This is a genomic window from Corynebacterium sp. KPL1824 (assembly GCF_000478095.1).
Lineage (GTDB): Bacteria > Actinomycetota > Actinomycetes > Mycobacteriales > Mycobacteriaceae > Corynebacterium > Corynebacterium accolens.
Window position 1 is genome coordinate 805,790 of the sequence record NZ_KI515750.1, and the last position, 16,013, is coordinate 821,802.

The 16,013-nt window shown below is 63.1% G+C and carries 16 protein-coding genes and 1 tRNA gene; 5 read left to right on the top strand and 12 right to left on the bottom strand.

The genetic code is table 11. From position 1 onward, the window contains the following. Window positions 1-2,088: a formate C-acetyltransferase gene (gene pflB / locus HMPREF1267_RS10050; RefSeq protein ID WP_005277782.1), complete on the bottom strand. Its 2,088-nt coding sequence runs from the start codon at window positions 2,086-2,088 to the stop codon at window positions 1-3. 311 nt (window positions 2,089-2,399) lie between these two features. Between pflB and HMPREF1267_RS10055 the strand changes: the two genes are divergently transcribed. After that, window positions 2,400-4,307: a solute carrier family 23 protein gene (locus HMPREF1267_RS10055; RefSeq protein ID WP_023029179.1), complete on the top strand. Its 1,908-nt coding sequence runs from the start codon at window positions 2,400-2,402 to the stop codon at window positions 4,305-4,307. 52 nt (window positions 4,308-4,359) lie between these two features. Here the strand turns inward: HMPREF1267_RS10055 and HMPREF1267_RS10060 are convergent. Beyond that, window positions 4,360-4,441: transfer RNA gene (locus HMPREF1267_RS10060), tRNA-Leu, on the bottom strand. A 96-nt stretch (window positions 4,442-4,537) separates the two neighbouring features. Here HMPREF1267_RS10060 and HMPREF1267_RS10065 point away from each other — a divergent pair. Beyond that, window positions 4,538-5,056 carry a hypothetical protein gene (locus HMPREF1267_RS10065; RefSeq protein WP_023016980.1) on the top strand — a complete coding sequence of 173 codons (519 nt, stop codon included), beginning with the start codon at window positions 4,538-4,540 and terminating at the stop codon, window positions 5,054-5,056. 3 nt (window positions 5,057-5,059) lie between these two features. Continuing rightward, window positions 5,060-5,410, top strand: a complete 351-nt coding sequence (locus HMPREF1267_RS10070) for a DUF3817 domain-containing protein (RefSeq protein ID WP_023016979.1) — start codon at window positions 5,060-5,062, stop codon at window positions 5,408-5,410. On the opposite strand, the gene rdgB is transcribed toward HMPREF1267_RS10070, so the two are convergent. The 8 genes from rdgB to clpS form a co-directional block, all read right to left on the bottom strand. Beyond that, a complete protein-coding gene (gene rdgB / locus HMPREF1267_RS10075; RefSeq protein ID WP_023016978.1) occupies window positions 5,411-6,013 on the bottom strand; it encodes an RdgB/HAM1 family non-canonical purine NTP pyrophosphatase in 603 nt (200 codons plus the stop codon). Then, the gene (rph, locus tag HMPREF1267_RS10080; protein ID WP_005277773.1) at window positions 6,007-6,735 is read right to left on the bottom strand and encodes a ribonuclease PH; all 729 of its coding nucleotides are present in this window, start codon (window positions 6,733-6,735) and stop codon (window positions 6,007-6,009) included. The genes rdgB and rph overlap by 7 nt, the downstream gene beginning before the upstream one ends. A 15-nt stretch (window positions 6,736-6,750) precedes the next feature. Further along, window positions 6,751-7,512 carry an MBL fold metallo-hydrolase gene (locus tag HMPREF1267_RS10085; protein WP_023016977.1) on the bottom strand — a complete coding sequence of 254 codons (762 nt, stop codon included), beginning with the start codon at window positions 7,510-7,512 and terminating at the stop codon, window positions 6,751-6,753. Between the two features lie 76 nt (window positions 7,513-7,588). Further along, window positions 7,589-8,368, bottom strand: a complete 780-nt coding sequence (gene murI, locus HMPREF1267_RS10090) for a glutamate racemase (protein WP_023016976.1) — start codon at window positions 8,366-8,368, stop codon at window positions 7,589-7,591. Then, window positions 8,368-9,000, bottom strand: coding sequence for a rhomboid family intramembrane serine protease (locus HMPREF1267_RS10095; RefSeq protein ID WP_034654209.1), 633 nt, complete (start codon window positions 8,998-9,000; stop codon window positions 8,368-8,370). The genes murI and HMPREF1267_RS10095 overlap by 1 nt, the downstream gene beginning before the upstream one ends. 13 nt (window positions 9,001-9,013) lie before the next feature. After that, on the bottom strand, window positions 9,014-9,928 hold the full coding sequence (locus HMPREF1267_RS10100; RefSeq protein WP_023016974.1) for a P1 family peptidase: 915 nt from the start codon (window positions 9,926-9,928) through the stop codon (window positions 9,014-9,016). Continuing rightward, window positions 9,928-10,464 carry a DUF2017 domain-containing protein gene (locus HMPREF1267_RS10105; protein ID WP_023029180.1) on the bottom strand — a complete coding sequence of 179 codons (537 nt, stop codon included), beginning with the start codon at window positions 10,462-10,464 and terminating at the stop codon, window positions 9,928-9,930. The genes HMPREF1267_RS10100 and HMPREF1267_RS10105 overlap by 1 nt, the downstream gene beginning before the upstream one ends. 4 nt (window positions 10,465-10,468) lie before the next feature. After that, on the bottom strand, window positions 10,469-10,795 hold the full coding sequence (clpS, locus tag HMPREF1267_RS10110) for an ATP-dependent Clp protease adapter ClpS (RefSeq protein ID WP_005277757.1): 327 nt from the start codon (window positions 10,793-10,795) through the stop codon (window positions 10,469-10,471). A gap of 116 nt (window positions 10,796-10,911) precedes the next feature. On the opposite strand from clpS, the gene HMPREF1267_RS10115 reads away from it, so the two are divergent. Next, on the top strand, window positions 10,912-12,240 hold the full coding sequence (locus HMPREF1267_RS10115; RefSeq protein ID WP_005284538.1) for a nicotinate phosphoribosyltransferase: 1,329 nt from the start codon (window positions 10,912-10,914) through the stop codon (window positions 12,238-12,240). An 18-nt stretch (window positions 12,241-12,258) separates the two neighbouring features. After that, window positions 12,259-14,223, top strand: coding sequence for an ATP-dependent DNA helicase (locus tag HMPREF1267_RS10120; RefSeq protein WP_023029181.1), 1,965 nt, complete (start codon window positions 12,259-12,261; stop codon window positions 14,221-14,223). Here the strand turns inward: HMPREF1267_RS10120 and HMPREF1267_RS10125 are convergent. Continuing rightward, a complete protein-coding gene (locus HMPREF1267_RS10125; RefSeq protein WP_023029182.1) occupies window positions 14,189-14,911 on the bottom strand; it encodes a peptidyl-tRNA hydrolase in 723 nt (240 codons plus the stop codon). The genes HMPREF1267_RS10120 and HMPREF1267_RS10125 overlap by 35 nt on opposite strands. After that, window positions 14,904-16,010 carry a phosphoserine phosphatase SerB gene (serB, locus tag HMPREF1267_RS10130; RefSeq protein ID WP_023029183.1) on the bottom strand — a complete coding sequence of 369 codons (1,107 nt, stop codon included), beginning with the start codon at window positions 16,008-16,010 and terminating at the stop codon, window positions 14,904-14,906. Before serB ends, HMPREF1267_RS10125 begins: the two co-directional genes overlap by 8 nt. Between the last annotated feature and the right edge of the window lie 3 nt (window positions 16,011-16,013).

The following is a 16,013-nucleotide window of genomic DNA, read 5'->3' on the forward strand; positions in this document are numbered from 1 at the left end:
TTATTGTTCCATGATGAAGCCGGCATCCAGCACGCCCACCAGGTTGGTGATGCGCTCTTCTGGGGTGCGGCCCAATCCGGACGGGGTGATGGTATTGGTCAGCGAGATGCCGTCCAGGGCATCCTTGTAATCCAACTTGCCCACCGACAGCATGGAGGCGACCATGCCGTGGTTATCCGCGCCGTTTTCTGGGTTAGCACCCGGGGAGAAGGGGGTGCCGGCCTTGTGGCCCGACGGGAAGGAACCTGTTGCCTTGCCGTAAACCACGTTGGAGGTAATGGTCAGCACGGACTGGGTGGGGATGGCGTTGCGGTACATCGGGATGGCCTTAATCTTTTCCATCACGGTGTGCACGATGGTGGCGGCGATATCATCGGCGCGGTCATCGTCGTTGCCGTAGAACGGGAATTCGCCTTCGGTGATGTAATCCGTAATCAGGCCGGTCTCATCCCGGACCGGGGTGACCTTGGCGTACTTGATGGCGGATAGCGAATCGGCGACGATGGAAAGCCCCGCGATGCCGCAGCCCATGGAGCGGATGATATTGGAATCATGCAGCGCCATTTCCACGGCCTCGTAGGCGTACTTATCGTGCGAGTAGTGGATGATGTTCAGTGCCTCGACGTAGGTGCCAACCACCCAGTCCAGCATCTCCTCGTACTTTTGCCAGACCTCGTCGAAATCCAACGGGCCATCGCCTTGAATCGGCTCGTAGCCTTCGACGATTTGCTTGCCGGAGACCTCATCCCGGCCGCCGTTCATAGCATAGAGCAGGGCCTTGGCGGCATTGACGCGGGCGCCGAAGAACTGCATCTGCTTGCCCACTTCCATCGGGGACACGCAGCAGGCAATCGCCGCGTCATCGCCCCACTCGTCGCGAATCTGGCGATCAGACTCGTACTGGATGGAGGAGGTTTCAATGGAGATGTGCGCGCAGAATTCCTTGTAGCCTGCGGGCAGCTCCGGATCCCAGAAAATGGTGATATTCGGCTCCGGTGATGGCCCCAAGTTGATCAGGGTCTGCAGGAGGCGGAAGGAAGTCTTGGTGACCATGTGGCGGCCATCGCTGCCGAAGCCGGCATCGGACCAGGTGGCCCAGTACGGGTCGCCGGAGAAAATCTGGTCATAGTCGATGGTGCGCAGGAAGCGGACGATGCGCAGCTTCAGCACGAGCGCGTCGATGATTTCCTGTGCCTGCTCCTCGGTGATGATGCCAGCGGCTAGGTCGCGCTCGAAGTAGCAGTCGAAGAACGCAGACAGGCGGCCGATGGACATGGCGGCACCATCCTGGGACTTGATGGAGGCGAGGTAGCCAAAGTAGGTCCACTGCACGGCCTCGTGTGCGGTGCGCGCCGGCTCGGAGATGTCAAAACCGTAGGACTCGGCCATCGCCTTGAGCTTCTTCAGGGCCTTGATCTGCTCGGAGTGCTCCTCGCGGTAGCGGGCCCAGTGCTCGGAAAAGCCGGCATCGGCAATGGCATCGCGGGCCTCAATCTTTTCTTGGATGAGGAAGTCCACGCCGTACAGCGCCACGCGGCGGTAATCGCCGATGATGCGGCCGCGGCCATAGGCATCGGGCAGGCCGGTGATGATGTGTGATGAACGGGCGGCGCGAATGCGCGGGGTGTAGATATCGAAGACCGCATCATTGTGGGTCTTGCGGTAGCGGGTGAAGATCTTCTCCACCTCGGGGTCTACCTCTTTACCTGCCTCGCCGATGGCCTGCTTAACCATGCGCCAGCCACCGAACGGCATCATCGCGCGCTTAAGCGGCGTATCGGTTTGTAGGCCGACGATGACGTCATCGTCTTCTGAGATGTAGCCGGCCGGGAAGGCATCGATATCGGTCGGGGTGTGCGTATCGACATCGTAAATGCGCTTTTCGCGCTCGACTGACAGGTAGTCCTTTTCCAGGGTGTCCCACACGCGCAGCGTCTTATCGGTGGGGCCAGCGAGGAAGCTGGAATCGCCGTCATAAGGCGTGTAGTTGCGCTGGATGAAATCGCGGACGTTGATGCCCTCGGTCCAAGGGCCGGGCGCAAAACCTTCCCACCCTTGATACTGCTGGGGCTTAGTTGCGGTAGTCATAATTCCCTTCTTCTGGGTCAAATTTCCCGGGGCACATGCCGCCTTTTTCTTCCCGCAGCATCAAGCCCCGTCACCTCTCCATTGTCGGCCCGATTCGCGAAATTAACAACCATAAACATCGCCGTGAGCACCAGTTATAAACCGGTCATCATACTTTGCTGGTAGCCCGATTTATATAAACCTCCCGTACGTTTTTGTTCGGGGGCAATCTAGCCCCGATCGTGGCTTTGCTCACGTACACTTTGGCGCCGACCTGCGTGTACCTCTACTGTTAAGGCGGTCAGCTTCGCTTCCGTAACAAGGAGGACTTCGTGGCGTCCCAGCCCAAGCACCCCGTAGACATCGTTCCCCCCGCGCCGAAACTCGCCGCCCTTGGGCTGCAGCACGTCCTCGCGTTTTATGCCGGGGCGGTCATCGTCCCGCTGCTCATCGCCAGCTCGTTGAACCTGGACGCGGAAACTACCATCCACCTCATCAATGCCGACCTTTTAACCTGCGGCATTGCGACGATCATTCAGTCGGTGGGCATCGGCAAGCATATTGGCGTGCGCCTGCCCATCGTGCAGGGCGTGACCACGACGGCGGTATCGCCCATCATCGCGATTGGCCTGGGCGCCACCGACGGCGAGGGCGGGGTGGCATCGCTGCCCACGATTTACGGCGCCATCATCGTCGCGGGCCTTTTTACCTTCTTCGCCGCGCCGGTCTTTGGCAAGGTGCTGCGCTTCTTCCCGCCGGTGGTTACCGGTTCGGTGCTGCTGGTGATGGGTACCTCACTGCTGGCGGTATCGGCCAATGACTTTGTCAATTATGCCGAGGGCGTGCCGGCCACGCGCGATTTGCTCTATGGCTTTGGCACGCTGGCGGTCATCATTATGGTGCAGCGTTTTTCCTCCGGCTTCGTGGGCACGTTGGCGGTGCTCATCGGCTTGGTCCTGGGCACGGGCGTGGCGCTCGCGCTTGGCGATGCCTCCTTTAGCGAAGTCTCCTCCTCCCCCGCCCTCGGCATTACGACGCCGTTTTATTTCGGCATGCCGAAATTCGACCTCGTGGCGATCTTCTCGCTGATTATCGTCATGATCATCACGATGGTGGAAACGACCGGCGATGTATTTGCCACCGGCGAAATCGTCAAAAAGCGCATCCGCCGCGATGATGTGGTGCGCGCCATCCGCGCCGATGGCGTTTCCACCCTGGTGGGCGGCGTCATGAATTCCTTCCCCTATACCTGCTTTGCGCAAAACGTGGGCCTGGTGCGCCTGACCAATGTGAAATCGCGCTGGGTGGCCGTGGCGGCCGCGGGGTTCATGATCGTGCTGGGCCTGTTGCCGAAGGCCGGCGCGGTGGTTGCCGCGATTCCGTCGCCGGTGCTCGGCGGCGCATCGCTCGCGCTTTTTGCCAACGTGGCGTGGGTAGGCCTGCAGACCATCGCAAAGTCGGATCTCAGCGATGGCCGCAACTCCGTCATCGTCACCTCCGCGCTGGGCCTGGCCATGCTGGTGACCTTCAAGCCGGAGGTTGCCACTGCCTTCCCGGAGTGGGCGCAGACCTTCGTTTCTTCTGGCATGTCCATCGGCGCGATTACCGCCATTCTGCTCAACTTGTTGTTCTTCCACACCGGCAGCGCGAGCACGCAGGTCTCGCGCGCCGATGGCAAGGGCGTGAGCCTGAACGAGCTGAACGAGGCCTCGCGGGAGGAGTTCACCGCCGCGCTGCGCCCGCTCTTTAATAATGAGACCTGGCCGCTGGATCTGGCCTGGCAGTCCCGGCCGTTTAGCGATGTCAACGAGCTGCGCGCCGCCATCCAGGTTGCCGTGCTGACCGCGGATGCTGAACGCCGCGATGCGCTCATCCACGACTACCCCGCGATGGACGAGCTGCTTTTGACCTCGGCCGATGAGGCGGCGAATATTTCCGCCGACCGCGGCTCGCTGGGGCTCAGCGATCTCGATGACGTGCAAACCGAGCGCATTACCGAGCTGTCCGCCGCCTACCGCGAGCGCTTTGGCATGCCCTTTGTCGCATACCTCGATACCAATGACACGGTGGAGCGCGTCATCGATGCCGGCGTGCGGCGCCTGGCCAATTCCGATGCGCAGGAATATCGCATTGCTCTCAGCGAAATCGTCGAGATCGCCAATGACCGCTTCGATATCCTGCTTGCCGATGCCAACCCCGTCCGCTCCTCCTGGGACCGCAAGTTCACCGAGGTAGATTAGGATCCGCAAAAGCACCGCAGTTCTTCAAGCAAGTACTGCGGTGCTTTTCTTGTGCGCCCGGTGAGACTTGAACTCACACGTCATAAGACACTAGAACCTAAATCTAGCGCGTCTGCCAATTCCGCCACGGGCGCGAGCAACGTTGAATAGTGTACACGGCGGGCTGATAAACAAGAAACCAGGGGCATTCCGTATTGCGGCGGCGGATAGGTAGGCTGGGTGAGGTGAGTATGCACGAGGATCAGAAGAAACGGCGCGTGAAGGTGCGGTGGTGGCACATCGCCCTCGTCATATTTTTCGTGGTGCTTTTCCTCTTCCTCGCCTATTGGCAGTGGACGCGCTTCCGCTCCGGCTCGGGCACTTTCCAAAACTTGGGCTATGCCTTTCAGTGGCCTCTTTTTGCGGTATTCGTGGTCTATGCTTATCGCACCACCCTGCGCTATGAAAATGAGCGCCTTGCCGCGGAAAACGAAGCCCGCGAGATGGATTCGCTGCAGGCCTCAAAAAACGCCTCTGAAAATGTCGGCTCAGAATCTGGTTCGATAGGCGGAGATTCGGCAGCTGGTTCGGAGGCCGGTAGCTCGATGGGCCGCGGGTCGGCGGAGAAGACCGCCATCGATGAGGATTTCTTGCCGCAGCGCCCGCAGCTGAATGTGGAAGAGTTTAATGCGTTGAATCAGCCTCGGCGCCGCCGCGGCTCCCCCGCAGAGGGGCGCGGCGAAGGCCCGACAGATAAAAGGAGAAAATAAATCATGACAAACCAGGTACACCCAGACCGCAAGGCGCGCATCCGTGGCCCGCTGAAGTTCTTTTCCATCGCGGCCACGGTGACCGGTATCTTCCTGATCATCCTGGTCATCCGCATGTTCTTCCAGTACGTCATGGGCGCAGAAATCCCGGAATGGGCGACCTACATCGCCATCGTGCACGGCATCGCGTACATGATCTATCTGCTGTCCATCCTGATTCTGGGCCCGCGTGCGCTGTGGCCCGCCGGCAAGCTGATTACCACCGCGCTCGCCGGCGTGGTGCCCTTCCTGTCCTTCTGGATGGAGCACAAGCGCCGCAAGGAAATCGAGGAGCAATTCCAGCTCAACGCTTAATTAGCTGGCCAGCTCTGCGATAAGCGGGACCAGCTGGGAAAGGGCGCGGCCGCGGTGCGAGACCGCGTTCTTTTCTGCGGGCGACATTTCCGCCGCAGAACGCGACTCGCCCTCTGGCTGGAAGAGCGGGTCGTATCCAAAACCATTGGCGCCGCGCGGCTCGCGCAGCAGCTTGCCTTCCCAGCGGCCCTCGGCCACGCGCTCTGTGCCTTCGGGGGTCACGAGGGCGCACACGGAGACAAAGGCGGCGGCGCGCCGGTCATCCGGTACATCCGCCATCTGCGCCAAGACCAGGTCATTATTGGCATGGTCATTGCCGTGCTGGCCGGACCACCGAGCGGAAAGCACGCCGGGCATGCCGTTGAGCTCCTCGATGGCCAGCCCGGAATCATCCGCGATGGTCACCAGGCCCGTGGCGGCGGCGCCGGCGCGGGCCTTGATGAGCGCGTTATCGGCAAAGGTGCGGCCGTCTTCGATGGGCTCTGGGTAGGCTTCGACCTCAGAAAGCAGGCGCAGTTCCACGCCCTCGATGCCCGCCTCGGACAAGATACGATCGAGCTCGGCCAGCTTCTTCGGATTGCCGGAGGCGACGAGGATTACCATCCCAGCGCCGCTTTCTGCGCCGCGATGAGCTCGCTGCAGCCCTTCTGGGCCACATCCAGCATCCCGTTGAGCTGCTCGCGGCCGAAGAGGCCGTGCTCACCGGTGCCCTGGATTTCTACGAAGTCGCCGGATTCCTGCATCACCACGTTAAGGTCTACCTCGGCGCGGGAATCTTCCTCATAGGGCAAATCCAAGCAGATTTCGCCGTCGATGATGCCCACGGAGACCGCGGCGATGGGATCGAGGAGCGGCTCGCCGGGGACAACGCCTTCGGATTTGAGGTGGGCGATGGCATCGGCAAGCGCGACGTAGGCGCCCGTGATAGAGGCGGTGCGGGTGCCGCCATCGGCCTGCAGCACGTCGCAATCGAGCTGGATGGTGTTTTCTCCCAGCTCCTCCAAGTCCACGGCGGCACGCAGGGAGCGACCGACCAGGCGGGAAATCTCATGGGTGCGGCCCTTGACCTTGCCGCGCATGGACTCGCGCGGCATACGGTCGTGGGTGGCGGATGGCAGCATGGCGTACTCGGCGGTCAGCCAGCCCTCGCCGGAATCGCGCTTGAAACGCGGCACCCCGAGTTCGACGGAGGCGGTGCACATCACGCGGGTATTGCCAAATTCCACCAAGACGGATCCAGCCGGGTTGGTGGTGAAATTGCGGGTAATGCGGACGCTGCGCATTTGGTCGAGCGCGCGCCCATCGGCACGAGTAAATTCAGTCATGCCCTCCAGCGTAACTTAGAACTGCATGCCCGCAGTACCCAGCACGATTTCGCCGTCGAATTCCTCTCGTGCCGCCGCCACGGTGGCCTCAGCATCGCCCCAGGGCTGGATGTGGATTAGTACCAGCGTGCCAACGCCCGCTTCCCGCGCCGCGCGCCCCGCTTCCGCGCCCGACATGTGCATGCCGGGTGCCATGCCCTCGGAGGAAGCACCCCAGGTGGCCTCGCAGAGGAAGAGATCGGCGCCCCGGGCGGCATCGACAAGCGCGGGCGTATAAGACGTATCGCCGGAATAGGTAATGGTCTTGCCGGTCTTGGCGTGCTCGATGCGCAGCGCATAGGCCTCAACCGGGTGATTGACGGGGAAGGGGGTGATAAAGACGTCATCGACAAGCTGGCGCTCCCCCGCCACCCACGGGCTAAACGCCAAGGTATCGGACATATCGTCGATCCCATTTACCTCGTCAGAGGACAGGCGGCCTAGGTGCGTCGGCGTGGCGGAGGGGCCGAAGCAGAAGTTACGCGAGGCCGCCGGGGCGGTGGGATGGAAGCGGCGCCACACCATGAGGGAGGGAAAATCCGCGCAGTGATCCGCGTGCAGGTGGCTAAAGGCCACGTGAGCATCGCACGGATCCTGCAGTTGAGCTAGCTGGCCCAGCGTGCCCGAGCCCATATCCAGGATGATGGACGGTGCATTGTCGAAGGACACGACATAGCCGGAGGCAGGATTGTCTGCGGTGGGTACGCTACCGGAGCAGCCTAGGATGGTCAGCTTCATGGAACCAATAGTTCCATGAATCCGGCCCAAATGCTGGTACCGCGCGCAAAAGGGGGGGGAAGGAATTTCAGCTTCCTTAGCCGATCTGCGGGCCCAAAAAGCGCGTGGCCAGCTGGGCGAAGACCTCTGGATCACCGGTGGATTCGAAGGAATGGACCGGCTGGTTGCCCTCGGGGGCGAGCATGTCCGTTTCCGTGAGCAGGCGCATGACGTCCTTGGTGGTTTCCTCTGAGGAGGTCACCAGGGACACGTTTTCGCCCATGGCGAGCTGGATGATGCCGGTAAGCAGCGGGTAGTGCGTGCATCCCAGGACCAAGGTGTCCACGCCCTGGGCCTGCAGGGGCGCAAGGTAGCCCTCGGCGACGCCGAGGATCTGGCGGCCCGCGGTAATCCCGCGCTCGACAAAGGGAACGAAGTCCGGGCAGGCCGCGGCTACCACCTCGACATTGGGGTTGACCGCGAACAGGTCCTGGTACGCGCCGGATTTGATGGTGCCCTCAGTGCCGATGACGCCGATCTTGCCATTGCGCGTGGTGGACATGGCGCGGCGCACGGCCGGGCGGATGACCTCCAGGATGGGGATATCATAGCGCTCGCGGGCATCGTGCAGGAAGGCCGCGGTGGCGGTATTGCAGGCGATGACCAGCATCTTGCAGCCGCGTTCTACCAGCTCATCGGCGATATCCTGGGAAAAGGCCCGCACCTGCGAGATGGGCCGCGGGCCGTAGGGGCCGTGGGCGGTATCACCCTTATAGATAACGGATTCTTGCGGCAGCTGCTCCATTACCGCGCGGGCCACGGTCAGCCCGCCGACGCCCGAGTCAAAGATGCCGATGGGAGACGACGCGTTGGGCATTATTTCCTCCCTGCCTTTGCGGGGTTATCGGAAGTGATGAACATGCCGGCCGCTACACCGCCCAGGGCGCCGAAGAGGTGGCCTTGCCAGCTAATGCCCTCGGCAACGGGCAGCACGCCCCAAATCAGCCCGGAATAGGAAAAGCCCAGGATGATGCCCAAAATGATCTGCAGCAGGGAGCGATTGAAGATGCCGCGCACCACGAGGTAGGCCAGCCAACCATAGACCAGCCCGGACGCGCCGATATGCGAGGTACCGGCCCCGCCCAAGAACCACGTTCCAAGGCCCGCTACCACGGTGGTGATCAAGGTGACCTCCCACCACACCCGGCGCCCGGACAAGCCGATGAGGAAGCAAAACAGGGCACCCGGCAACGAGTTGGACATCAAGTGCTCCAGGCTGCCGTGCAAGAGCGGCGCCGTGATGATGCCCCACAGGCCATCCACGTCGAGCGGGCGGATGCCGTAGTTAGACAGCCCGCCGCCGAAGACGACGGCGTTAATCAAGTGGACCGACCACTCCACCGCGAGGAAGCCCAATGCCAGGGATAGGCCGGTGCTGATGCGGCCGCGGCCGCGGTTGGTCGTGTTAGTCGGCGCCGGCTGATTTCGCGAAGTTCCACCCATAGTCATAATGGGCAATATCTTAGCCGAGCAAGTCGCGATACGCGCGAAGCCCCAGGCCAGGGCGTGCGGCGGTGACCGCGGTGACGATGGCCTCCTCCACTACGTCGGCCGCCGCGGCGCACAGCTGGACCATATCCACCTCGGCGGGTTCCTGCGCTGTGGACAGGGCGAAAATGGTATCTCCGTCCAGCGGCGAATGCGCGGGGCGAACGGCGCGCGCAATCCCGTCGTGGGCCGTCATGGCGAGGCGTTGGGCTTGGGCGGTGGTGACGGGGGCATCGGTAAGCACGGCCCCAATCGTCGTATTCAGCTTCGCCGCGGGGTGCGGCAGCTCGCGGTAGGCGTCCGCGTTGACCGGCGTGCGGCCCGGCGCGCCGTAGAGGTGGCCGGAGCGCGGGTCGATGACCTCGCCCACGGGATTGGCCACCATCGCGGCGCTGACCTCGTAGTTTCCCACCTTGCGGGTGGCCAGGCCGAAGCCGCCGCGCAGCTTGCCCGCCGTGGCGCCGACGCCCGCGCCGACAGTGCCCACCGTCTCGTCGTGGCCGGCCATGGCCGCCCGCAGCGCCGCCGCCCCATCCTCCGGTCCCGGGCGGGAGGGGCCGACCAGCAGATCGAAAATCACCGCCGCCGGCACGATGGGCACACGTGGGCCGGGCTTGTCCTCGCCAAAGACGGGGAAACCCACCCCGTGGGCTTCCAATTCGCGCATGACGCCGTCAGCGGCCGCCAAGCCGAAGGCGGACCCGCCCGCGAGCACGATGGCGTGGACGCGCTCAACGGTATTGTGCGGTTGCAAGAGATCGGTCTCGCGCGTACCGGGCCCGCCGCCGCGCACATCCACGCTGGCTAGCGCGCCCTTCGGGCCGCAGTAGAGCACGGTGGCGCCAGTGTCCTCGCCGGAAAAATGGCCAATGCTAATGCCGTCAATCATTAATCCATCAACACTTCCAGCAGGGAATCCTGGCAATAGGCCAGCCATTCCACCAAGGTATCGCGGTCCGTCATGAGGTTTTCGTCGGTCGCGTCCCCGGCCGCGACGTATAAGCGTAGGTCATTGAGGCCGGCCACGAAGGCTTGGGCTTCCTGCTCCGAAATGGAGACCTCTACCCCGCCGGTGGGGCCGAGCGCATTGCCGATGACCTGCAGGTTCTGCAGCTTCGCCCGCGCGATGTCGTTTTCGTGCAGCGAGCGCAAAAGCGAGGCATCGCCGTCGTATTCCTCATCGCCGGGCTTTTGGAAGTCCGGAAACAGCCGCGCCAAGGAGGGATCTTCGGGGGCCTCGGTGTGGCCGGTGGGCATGTCCAGCATTTCCGCGAGCTCGTCTTTCGGCGCGGATTGGGCGCGGCCGATAATCGCCTCAGAGACGGTGGCGGTGAGGTTGCCGATGACCTCGCGCTCCATGGGCTCGAATACCGCCGTGATTTTGGACCCGCGCATCAGCGATTTCTTCTTTTTCCACGGTTGCATCTATCTACCCTGCCTGTTGCATCGTCGCCCACAGACCCGCGATCTGGAGCTTTTTAACGTCCGCCTCAACCTTGTCCTTTTCGCCGCTGGACACGGCGGCCTTGCCTTCCGTGTGGACCTGCATCATCAGCTCGTTGGCCCGCTTTTTGTCGTAGCCCAAAACGGTTTGGAATACGTAGGACACGTAGCTCATCAAATTGACGGGATCGTCCCAGACGATGCACATCCACGGCAGGTTCTCGCTCGCGGCCACATCAACTTCGATTCCTTCATCCAAGTCGGGCGTGGCCATGGGAGAGCTCATACGGACTTCGGGGTGTTGCGGCTTCATGCCTTATAGCCTAATCATTTTTCGCTGGCATTTTGGGAATTGGGTCTCCCCGCAGCTCACTAGGGTGGCCGCCGGGTATGCTGAAAGCTTCTTAACCTGTGAGTAGTATCAGGCTCATGAATGACATAGCACGCTCTATCGATCGCTCCACCGCTTTGCTCACGGATAAATACGAGCTCACCATGCTGCAGGCTGCGCTTCGCGATGGCACCGCCCACCGCAACGTGACCTGCGAGGTCTTTTCCCGCCGCCTGCCCAATGAGCGTCGCTACGGCGTCGTCGCCGGCACCGACCGCGTTTTGCGCGCGGTAGAGGACTTCCGCTTCTCCCCCGAGCAGCTGGAACAGATGGATTTCCTGGATGAAGATACCCGACAATACCTGCGCGACTGGCGCTTTTCCGGGCAGATCGATGGCTACCGCGAGGGCGAGCTGTATTTTCCCAACTCTCCTATCTTGACGGTGCGCGGCACCTTTGGTGAGTGCGTGGTGCTCGAAACCATCGTGCTGTCTATCTTGAATGCCGATTCCGCCGTCGCCTCTGCCGCATCCCGCATGGTCACCGCCGCCGATGGCCGCCCCATTTTGGAGATGGGCAGCCGCCGCACCCACGAGTACGCGGCCGTAACCGCCGCCCGCGCTGCCTACCTCGCCGGGTTTACCGCCACCTCCAATCTGGAGGCCGGCTTCCGCTACGGCATCCCGGTATCTGGCACCGCCGCCCACGCCTGGACCTTGGCGCACACGAACCCGGATGGCACGAGCAATGAGGAGGCGGCCTTCCGCGCGCAAATCGATACCCTGGGCATCGATACCACCCTGCTGGTGGATACCTATGACATCACCAAGGGCGTCGACACCGCCGTCAAGGTCGGTGGCCCGGAGCTTGGCGGGGTGCGCATCGATTCCGGTGACTTGGGTGCGGTGACCCGGCGCGTGCGCAAGCAGCTCGATGAGCTGGGCAATCACAATACCAATATCGTTGTTTCCTCCGATTTGGACGAGTTTGCCATTGCGGGTCTGCGCGGCGATCCCGTCGATGTCTACGGCGTGGGCACCTCCGTGGTCACCGGCTCTGGTGCCCCGACTGCGGGCATGGTCTACAAGGTCGTCGAGGTCGACGGGGTCCCGGTGGCCAAGCGCTCGTCGTCCAAGCAATCGGTGGGCGGGGCCAAGCGCGCGCTGCGCACCTACCGGTCCTCCGGCGTGGCGGTAGAAGAGGTCGTCTACCCCTTTGCCGCAGACGCGCCGGATACGGGCCAGCTCACCACCCGCGAGTTGACCATTCCCTTGATGCGCGATGGGCACATCGTAGAGGACCTGCCCGATCTTGAGGCCTCCCGCACCTACTTGAACGAGGCCCGCAAGACCCTGCCGTGGGAGGGCCTGGCGCTTTCGCGCGACGATGCCGCCGTGCCCACGCGAATGGTGGGCTTTAAGGACTAGGTCGCTAGACTGTGTGGGGTGAGTGACCCCGCAGATGAGCCCCTAAACCACGACACGGAAACGCTGCTAGGCGCGGCGGTGGATGCGCTCGGCGGCTCCCGCCGCGAAGGCCAGGTTCGCATGGCCAACGCGGTATCCAAGGCCTTGGAATCCGAGCGACACCTCGCCGTTCAGGCGGGCACGGGTACGGGTAAATCCTTGGCCTACCTGGTTCCGGCCATCCGGCATGCGATGAACTCGGGTTCCACCGTCGTCGTCTCCACGGCCACGCTGGCGCTGCAGCGACAGTTGGTAGAGCGCGACCTCCCGCGGCTGACGGAGGCGCTAGCCGATGTCATGGAGCGCACCCCCACCTTCGCCATCATGAAGGGCCGCAATAATTACGTATGCCTGAATAAGATCGCGGCCACACCGGATGACCCGGAGGCTCTTATCGATGAGTCCGATATCTCCTACCGCGGCAAGGCCGTGCGCCGCATCCACGACTGGGCGCAGGAGACCGAAACCGGCGACAGGGACGATTTAGACTTCGGCGTGCCGGATTTGGTGTGGCGGGCGGTATCGGTGACCTCGAATGAGTGCTTGGGGGCTGGGCGCTGCCCGCACGGTGCGGATTGCTTCGCCGAAGAGGCCCGCAGGGCGGCTGCCGATGTCGATATCATCGTCACCAACCACGCCATGCTCGCGATCGATGCCATCTCTGAGGCCAATATCCTGCCCGAACACGATGTGGCGATCATCGACGAGGCCCACGAGCTCGATGGACGCATTACCTCCGTGTCCACCGCGGAGATTACCTCCCGCGCCATCAAAATGGCGGCAAACCGGGCAAAGTCGCTGGGCAATGCCGGAAACCTGGCGGATTTGGCCGATGAGTTCGATGATCTGTTGCGCGTCCAGGAGCCCGGCCGGTGGACGGACTTGGATGAGACCTCGCAAGCGCACTTGCGCGCGCTTGCTGATGAGTTTTTGCGCGTCAAATCCCTCATCTCCCGCGCCCCAGAAGGCGAGGCCAACGATGACCCCGAAAAGAACGCCGAGCGCCAAAACCTCAGCAATCACCTCACGGACTTGGCCGAAGCGATCGGGCGAATTCTGGAAGTCTTCGCCACCGATGACCCTGCCGCGCAGGACGATGTCGTGTGGCTGGAGGGCACCGATACGCTCGCCGTCGCGCCGCTGTCTATCGCGCATATGCTGCGCGAGAACCTATTTGGGGAGCAAACGGTGGTGCTCACCTCGGCCACGCTGGCCCTGGGCGGGCGATTCGACGCCATGGCGGCACAATGGGGCCTGCCGTCCGGCACGTATGACACGCTCGATGCAGGAACGCCCTTTGACCCGGCGAAATCCGGCATCTTATATACCGCCAAACACCTTCCGGCGCCGGGGCGCGATGGCCTGTCCACCGAAACCTTGGAGGAAATATACGAGCTCATCATGGCCGCCGGCGGGCGCACGCTGGGGTTATTCTCCTCGCGTAGGGCGGCAGAAGAAGCCGCGGAGGCCTTGGCGCCGCGATTGCCGTTTGATTTGTATGTGCAGGGCGAAGATGCCATCGGCACGCTGGTGGACAAGTTCTCCACGAAGGAAAACTCCTGCCTGTTTGGCACGTTAACCCTCTGGCAGGGCGTGGATGTGCCGGGGCCATCGTGTTCGCTGGTCCTCATTGACCGCATCCCCTTTCCGCGGCCCGATAACCCGCTGCTGCAGGCCCGATCCCAGGCAGCCGATGCCGCCGGCCGCTCCGGGTTCATGGAGGTCTCCGCCAATCACGCGGCCTTGCTTATGGCGCAGGGATCCGGGCGACTTTTGCGCCACGTGACGGACCGCGGGGTCGTCGCCGTGCTGGATAACCGGCTGGAATACAAGCGCTATGGCGCATTCCTCAAGGCGTCCATGCCGCGGTTCTGGCAAACCACGAACCCGGAGACGGTGCGCGGGGCGCTTAAGCGATTGGTCGCCGCAGCGCACACACGGTAGCCGAGTCCGGGGCGATCTCGGTAAACCCAGCGTCGATGATGACCACCGCGTCCTCCTGCGCGCATGCGGTGCGAAATACCTCCGCGTCCACCTCGCGTACGGAAAGCGGGAAGCCCTCTGCTGCCCAGGCGGCGGCTTCCTCTTGGCTCATGGCGGCGGCGAGCATCATCGAGCCGTGGCCCACTTGGGCGGCGGCCTTGCCCGCGGTCATAGCGAGGCTGCGGTCGACGTAGATAATGGGGGCATCGGCAAGCGGAGGCCCTGGCTCGTCCATCGCGAGATCCGTATGACCGATCTGTAGCTTGCTGATTAGCGGGTCCACCTCCCCCACCGCCGAGGGCGCAAAGGCACGCGCGCGGTCATCCACGGTGACGCCAGGAAGCAGCTGCACATCGCGCCACGCCTTATTGCGCGCGCGGCGGGCGATCTTGCGGATGCGGTGGCCGTACCACTGCGCGAGCGCCGCGGCGAAGGCACCGTCCTCACCGGCGCGGTCATCCAGACAGGTGGCCACCACGGCGCGAGCGGCCGCGGCGAGCACCTCGCTGCGTGCAGGGGGATCCTGCTTGGGCAGGTGGAGGGCTATCTGCATCGCTTGCACGGTAGACGGATCCGCCGGGTCTTCGTGGGAATCACGGGCGGTGCAGGCGGCGACGAGGCGCTGATGGGCTATCTCGAACTTAGACATCGGCAATCCCCAGCATCGGTAGGACGGCGTCGAGGCGGCGCGGGGTGATGCAGGCATTAGCGGCCTCGCGCAACGCTGGCTTCGAGTCAAAGGCAATACCCAACCCGGCAGCGGTGACCATGGCGATGTCATTGGCGCCATCGCCCACCGCGACGGTGGACTCCATGCCGATTCCGGAATCGGCGGCGAATTCGCGCAGAAAGTCCTCCTTGGCCTGGCGGTCGACCACCTGCCCGATAACCTTGCCGGTCAACTTGCCATCGCGGATTTCCAGGGTATTGGCCCGCACGTAGTCGAGCTGGAGGTCTGTGGCCAGGCCCTCGAGTACCTGAATAAAGCCGCCCGAGACCACGGCGGTGCGGTGGCCCAAACGGTGGAGGGTTCCGATCGCTTCCCTAGCACCGGGCGTGAGCTCGATATCGCGGGCGACCTCATCGATGATGGAGGCATCTAGGCCCTCCAGCACCGCGACGCGCTCGCGCAGGGACTCCTCGAAGTCCAATTCGCCACGCATGGCGCGCTCGGTCACCGCGGCCACCTCTGCTTCCTTGCCCGCGTGGGCGGCGAGCATCTCGATAACCTCGCCTTCAATCAGCGTCGAATCGCAGTCGAAGCACACCAAGCGCTTGCCCCGATTGCTCAGGCTCTCGAGGGAGATATCAATGCCGCGGTCCTCGGCAACCTCCCGCAGCGCCCGCCGCGCCGAGTCTGCGTCTTCGAGCGTCACGGTAAGTTCCACCGCGGAAAGGGAATCCAATGCTATCCGGCGCATGCGAAACGTCTCCCCTTTCACGGTCTCCTGCACCGCGCTAATGTCCTCGGCGGTAATCTCCGCGCCGATGATCGCGACGGCATAGCTTGGCGCAACGGACACCTCGTGTCCGAAGGGCGCCATGGCCTCGCGCACTCGTTCTTCTAGGGCAGCGTTACCGCACTGCGCGGTGAGGGCGAGGTGATTGGAGGGGGTGGCGAGGTGGACATCGGCAAGCGGGGCAGAGAAATCAGCCAACGCGGTAAAGAAAGCGGCGGCCGCCCCAGGCTCGTCCGGTCCGAAGCTAGTAATGGTCGTGGTTTCAGCTTGAATATTCACACCGGCCATTAT

Coding starts and splice junctions, on each gene's coding strand:
- pflB (WP_005277782.1), bottom strand. CDS start 2,088: ATGACTACCGCAACTAAGCCCCAGCAGTATCAAGGGTGGGAAGGTTTT.
- HMPREF1267_RS10065 (WP_023016980.1), top strand. CDS start 4,538: ATGCACGAGGATCAGAAGAAACGGCGCGTGAAGGTGCGGTGGTGGCAC.
- HMPREF1267_RS10070 (WP_023016979.1), top strand. CDS start 5,060: ATGACAAACCAGGTACACCCAGACCGCAAGGCGCGCATCCGTGGCCCG.
- rdgB (WP_023016978.1), bottom strand. CDS start 6,013: ATGGTAATCCTCGTCGCCTCCGGCAATCCGAAGAAGCTGGCCGAGCTC.
- rph (WP_005277773.1), bottom strand. CDS start 6,735: ATGACTGAATTTACTCGTGCCGATGGGCGCGCGCTCGACCAAATGCGC.
- HMPREF1267_RS10085 (WP_023016977.1), bottom strand. CDS start 7,512: ATGAAGCTGACCATCCTAGGCTGCTCCGGTAGCGTACCCACCGCAGAC.
- murI (WP_023016976.1), bottom strand. CDS start 8,368: ATGCCCAACGCGTCGTCTCCCATCGGCATCTTTGACTCGGGCGTCGGC.
- HMPREF1267_RS10095 (WP_034654209.1), bottom strand. CDS start 9,000: ATGACTATGGGTGGAACTTCGCGAAATCAGCCGGCGCCGACTAACACG.
- HMPREF1267_RS10100 (WP_023016974.1), bottom strand. CDS start 9,928: ATGATTGACGGCATTAGCATTGGCCATTTTTCCGGCGAGGACACTGGC.
- HMPREF1267_RS10105 (WP_023029180.1), bottom strand. CDS start 10,464: ATGCAACCGTGGAAAAAGAAGAAATCGCTGATGCGCGGGTCCAAAATC.
- clpS (WP_005277757.1), bottom strand. CDS start 10,795: ATGAAGCCGCAACACCCCGAAGTCCGTATGAGCTCTCCCATGGCCACG.
- HMPREF1267_RS10115 (WP_005284538.1), top strand. CDS start 10,912: ATGAATGACATAGCACGCTCTATCGATCGCTCCACCGCTTTGCTCACG.
- HMPREF1267_RS10125 (WP_023029182.1), bottom strand. CDS start 14,911: ATGTCTAAGTTCGAGATAGCCCATCAGCGCCTCGTCGCCGCCTGCACC.
- serB (WP_023029183.1), bottom strand. CDS start 16,010: ATGGCCGGTGTGAATATTCAAGCTGAAACCACGACCATTACTAGCTTC.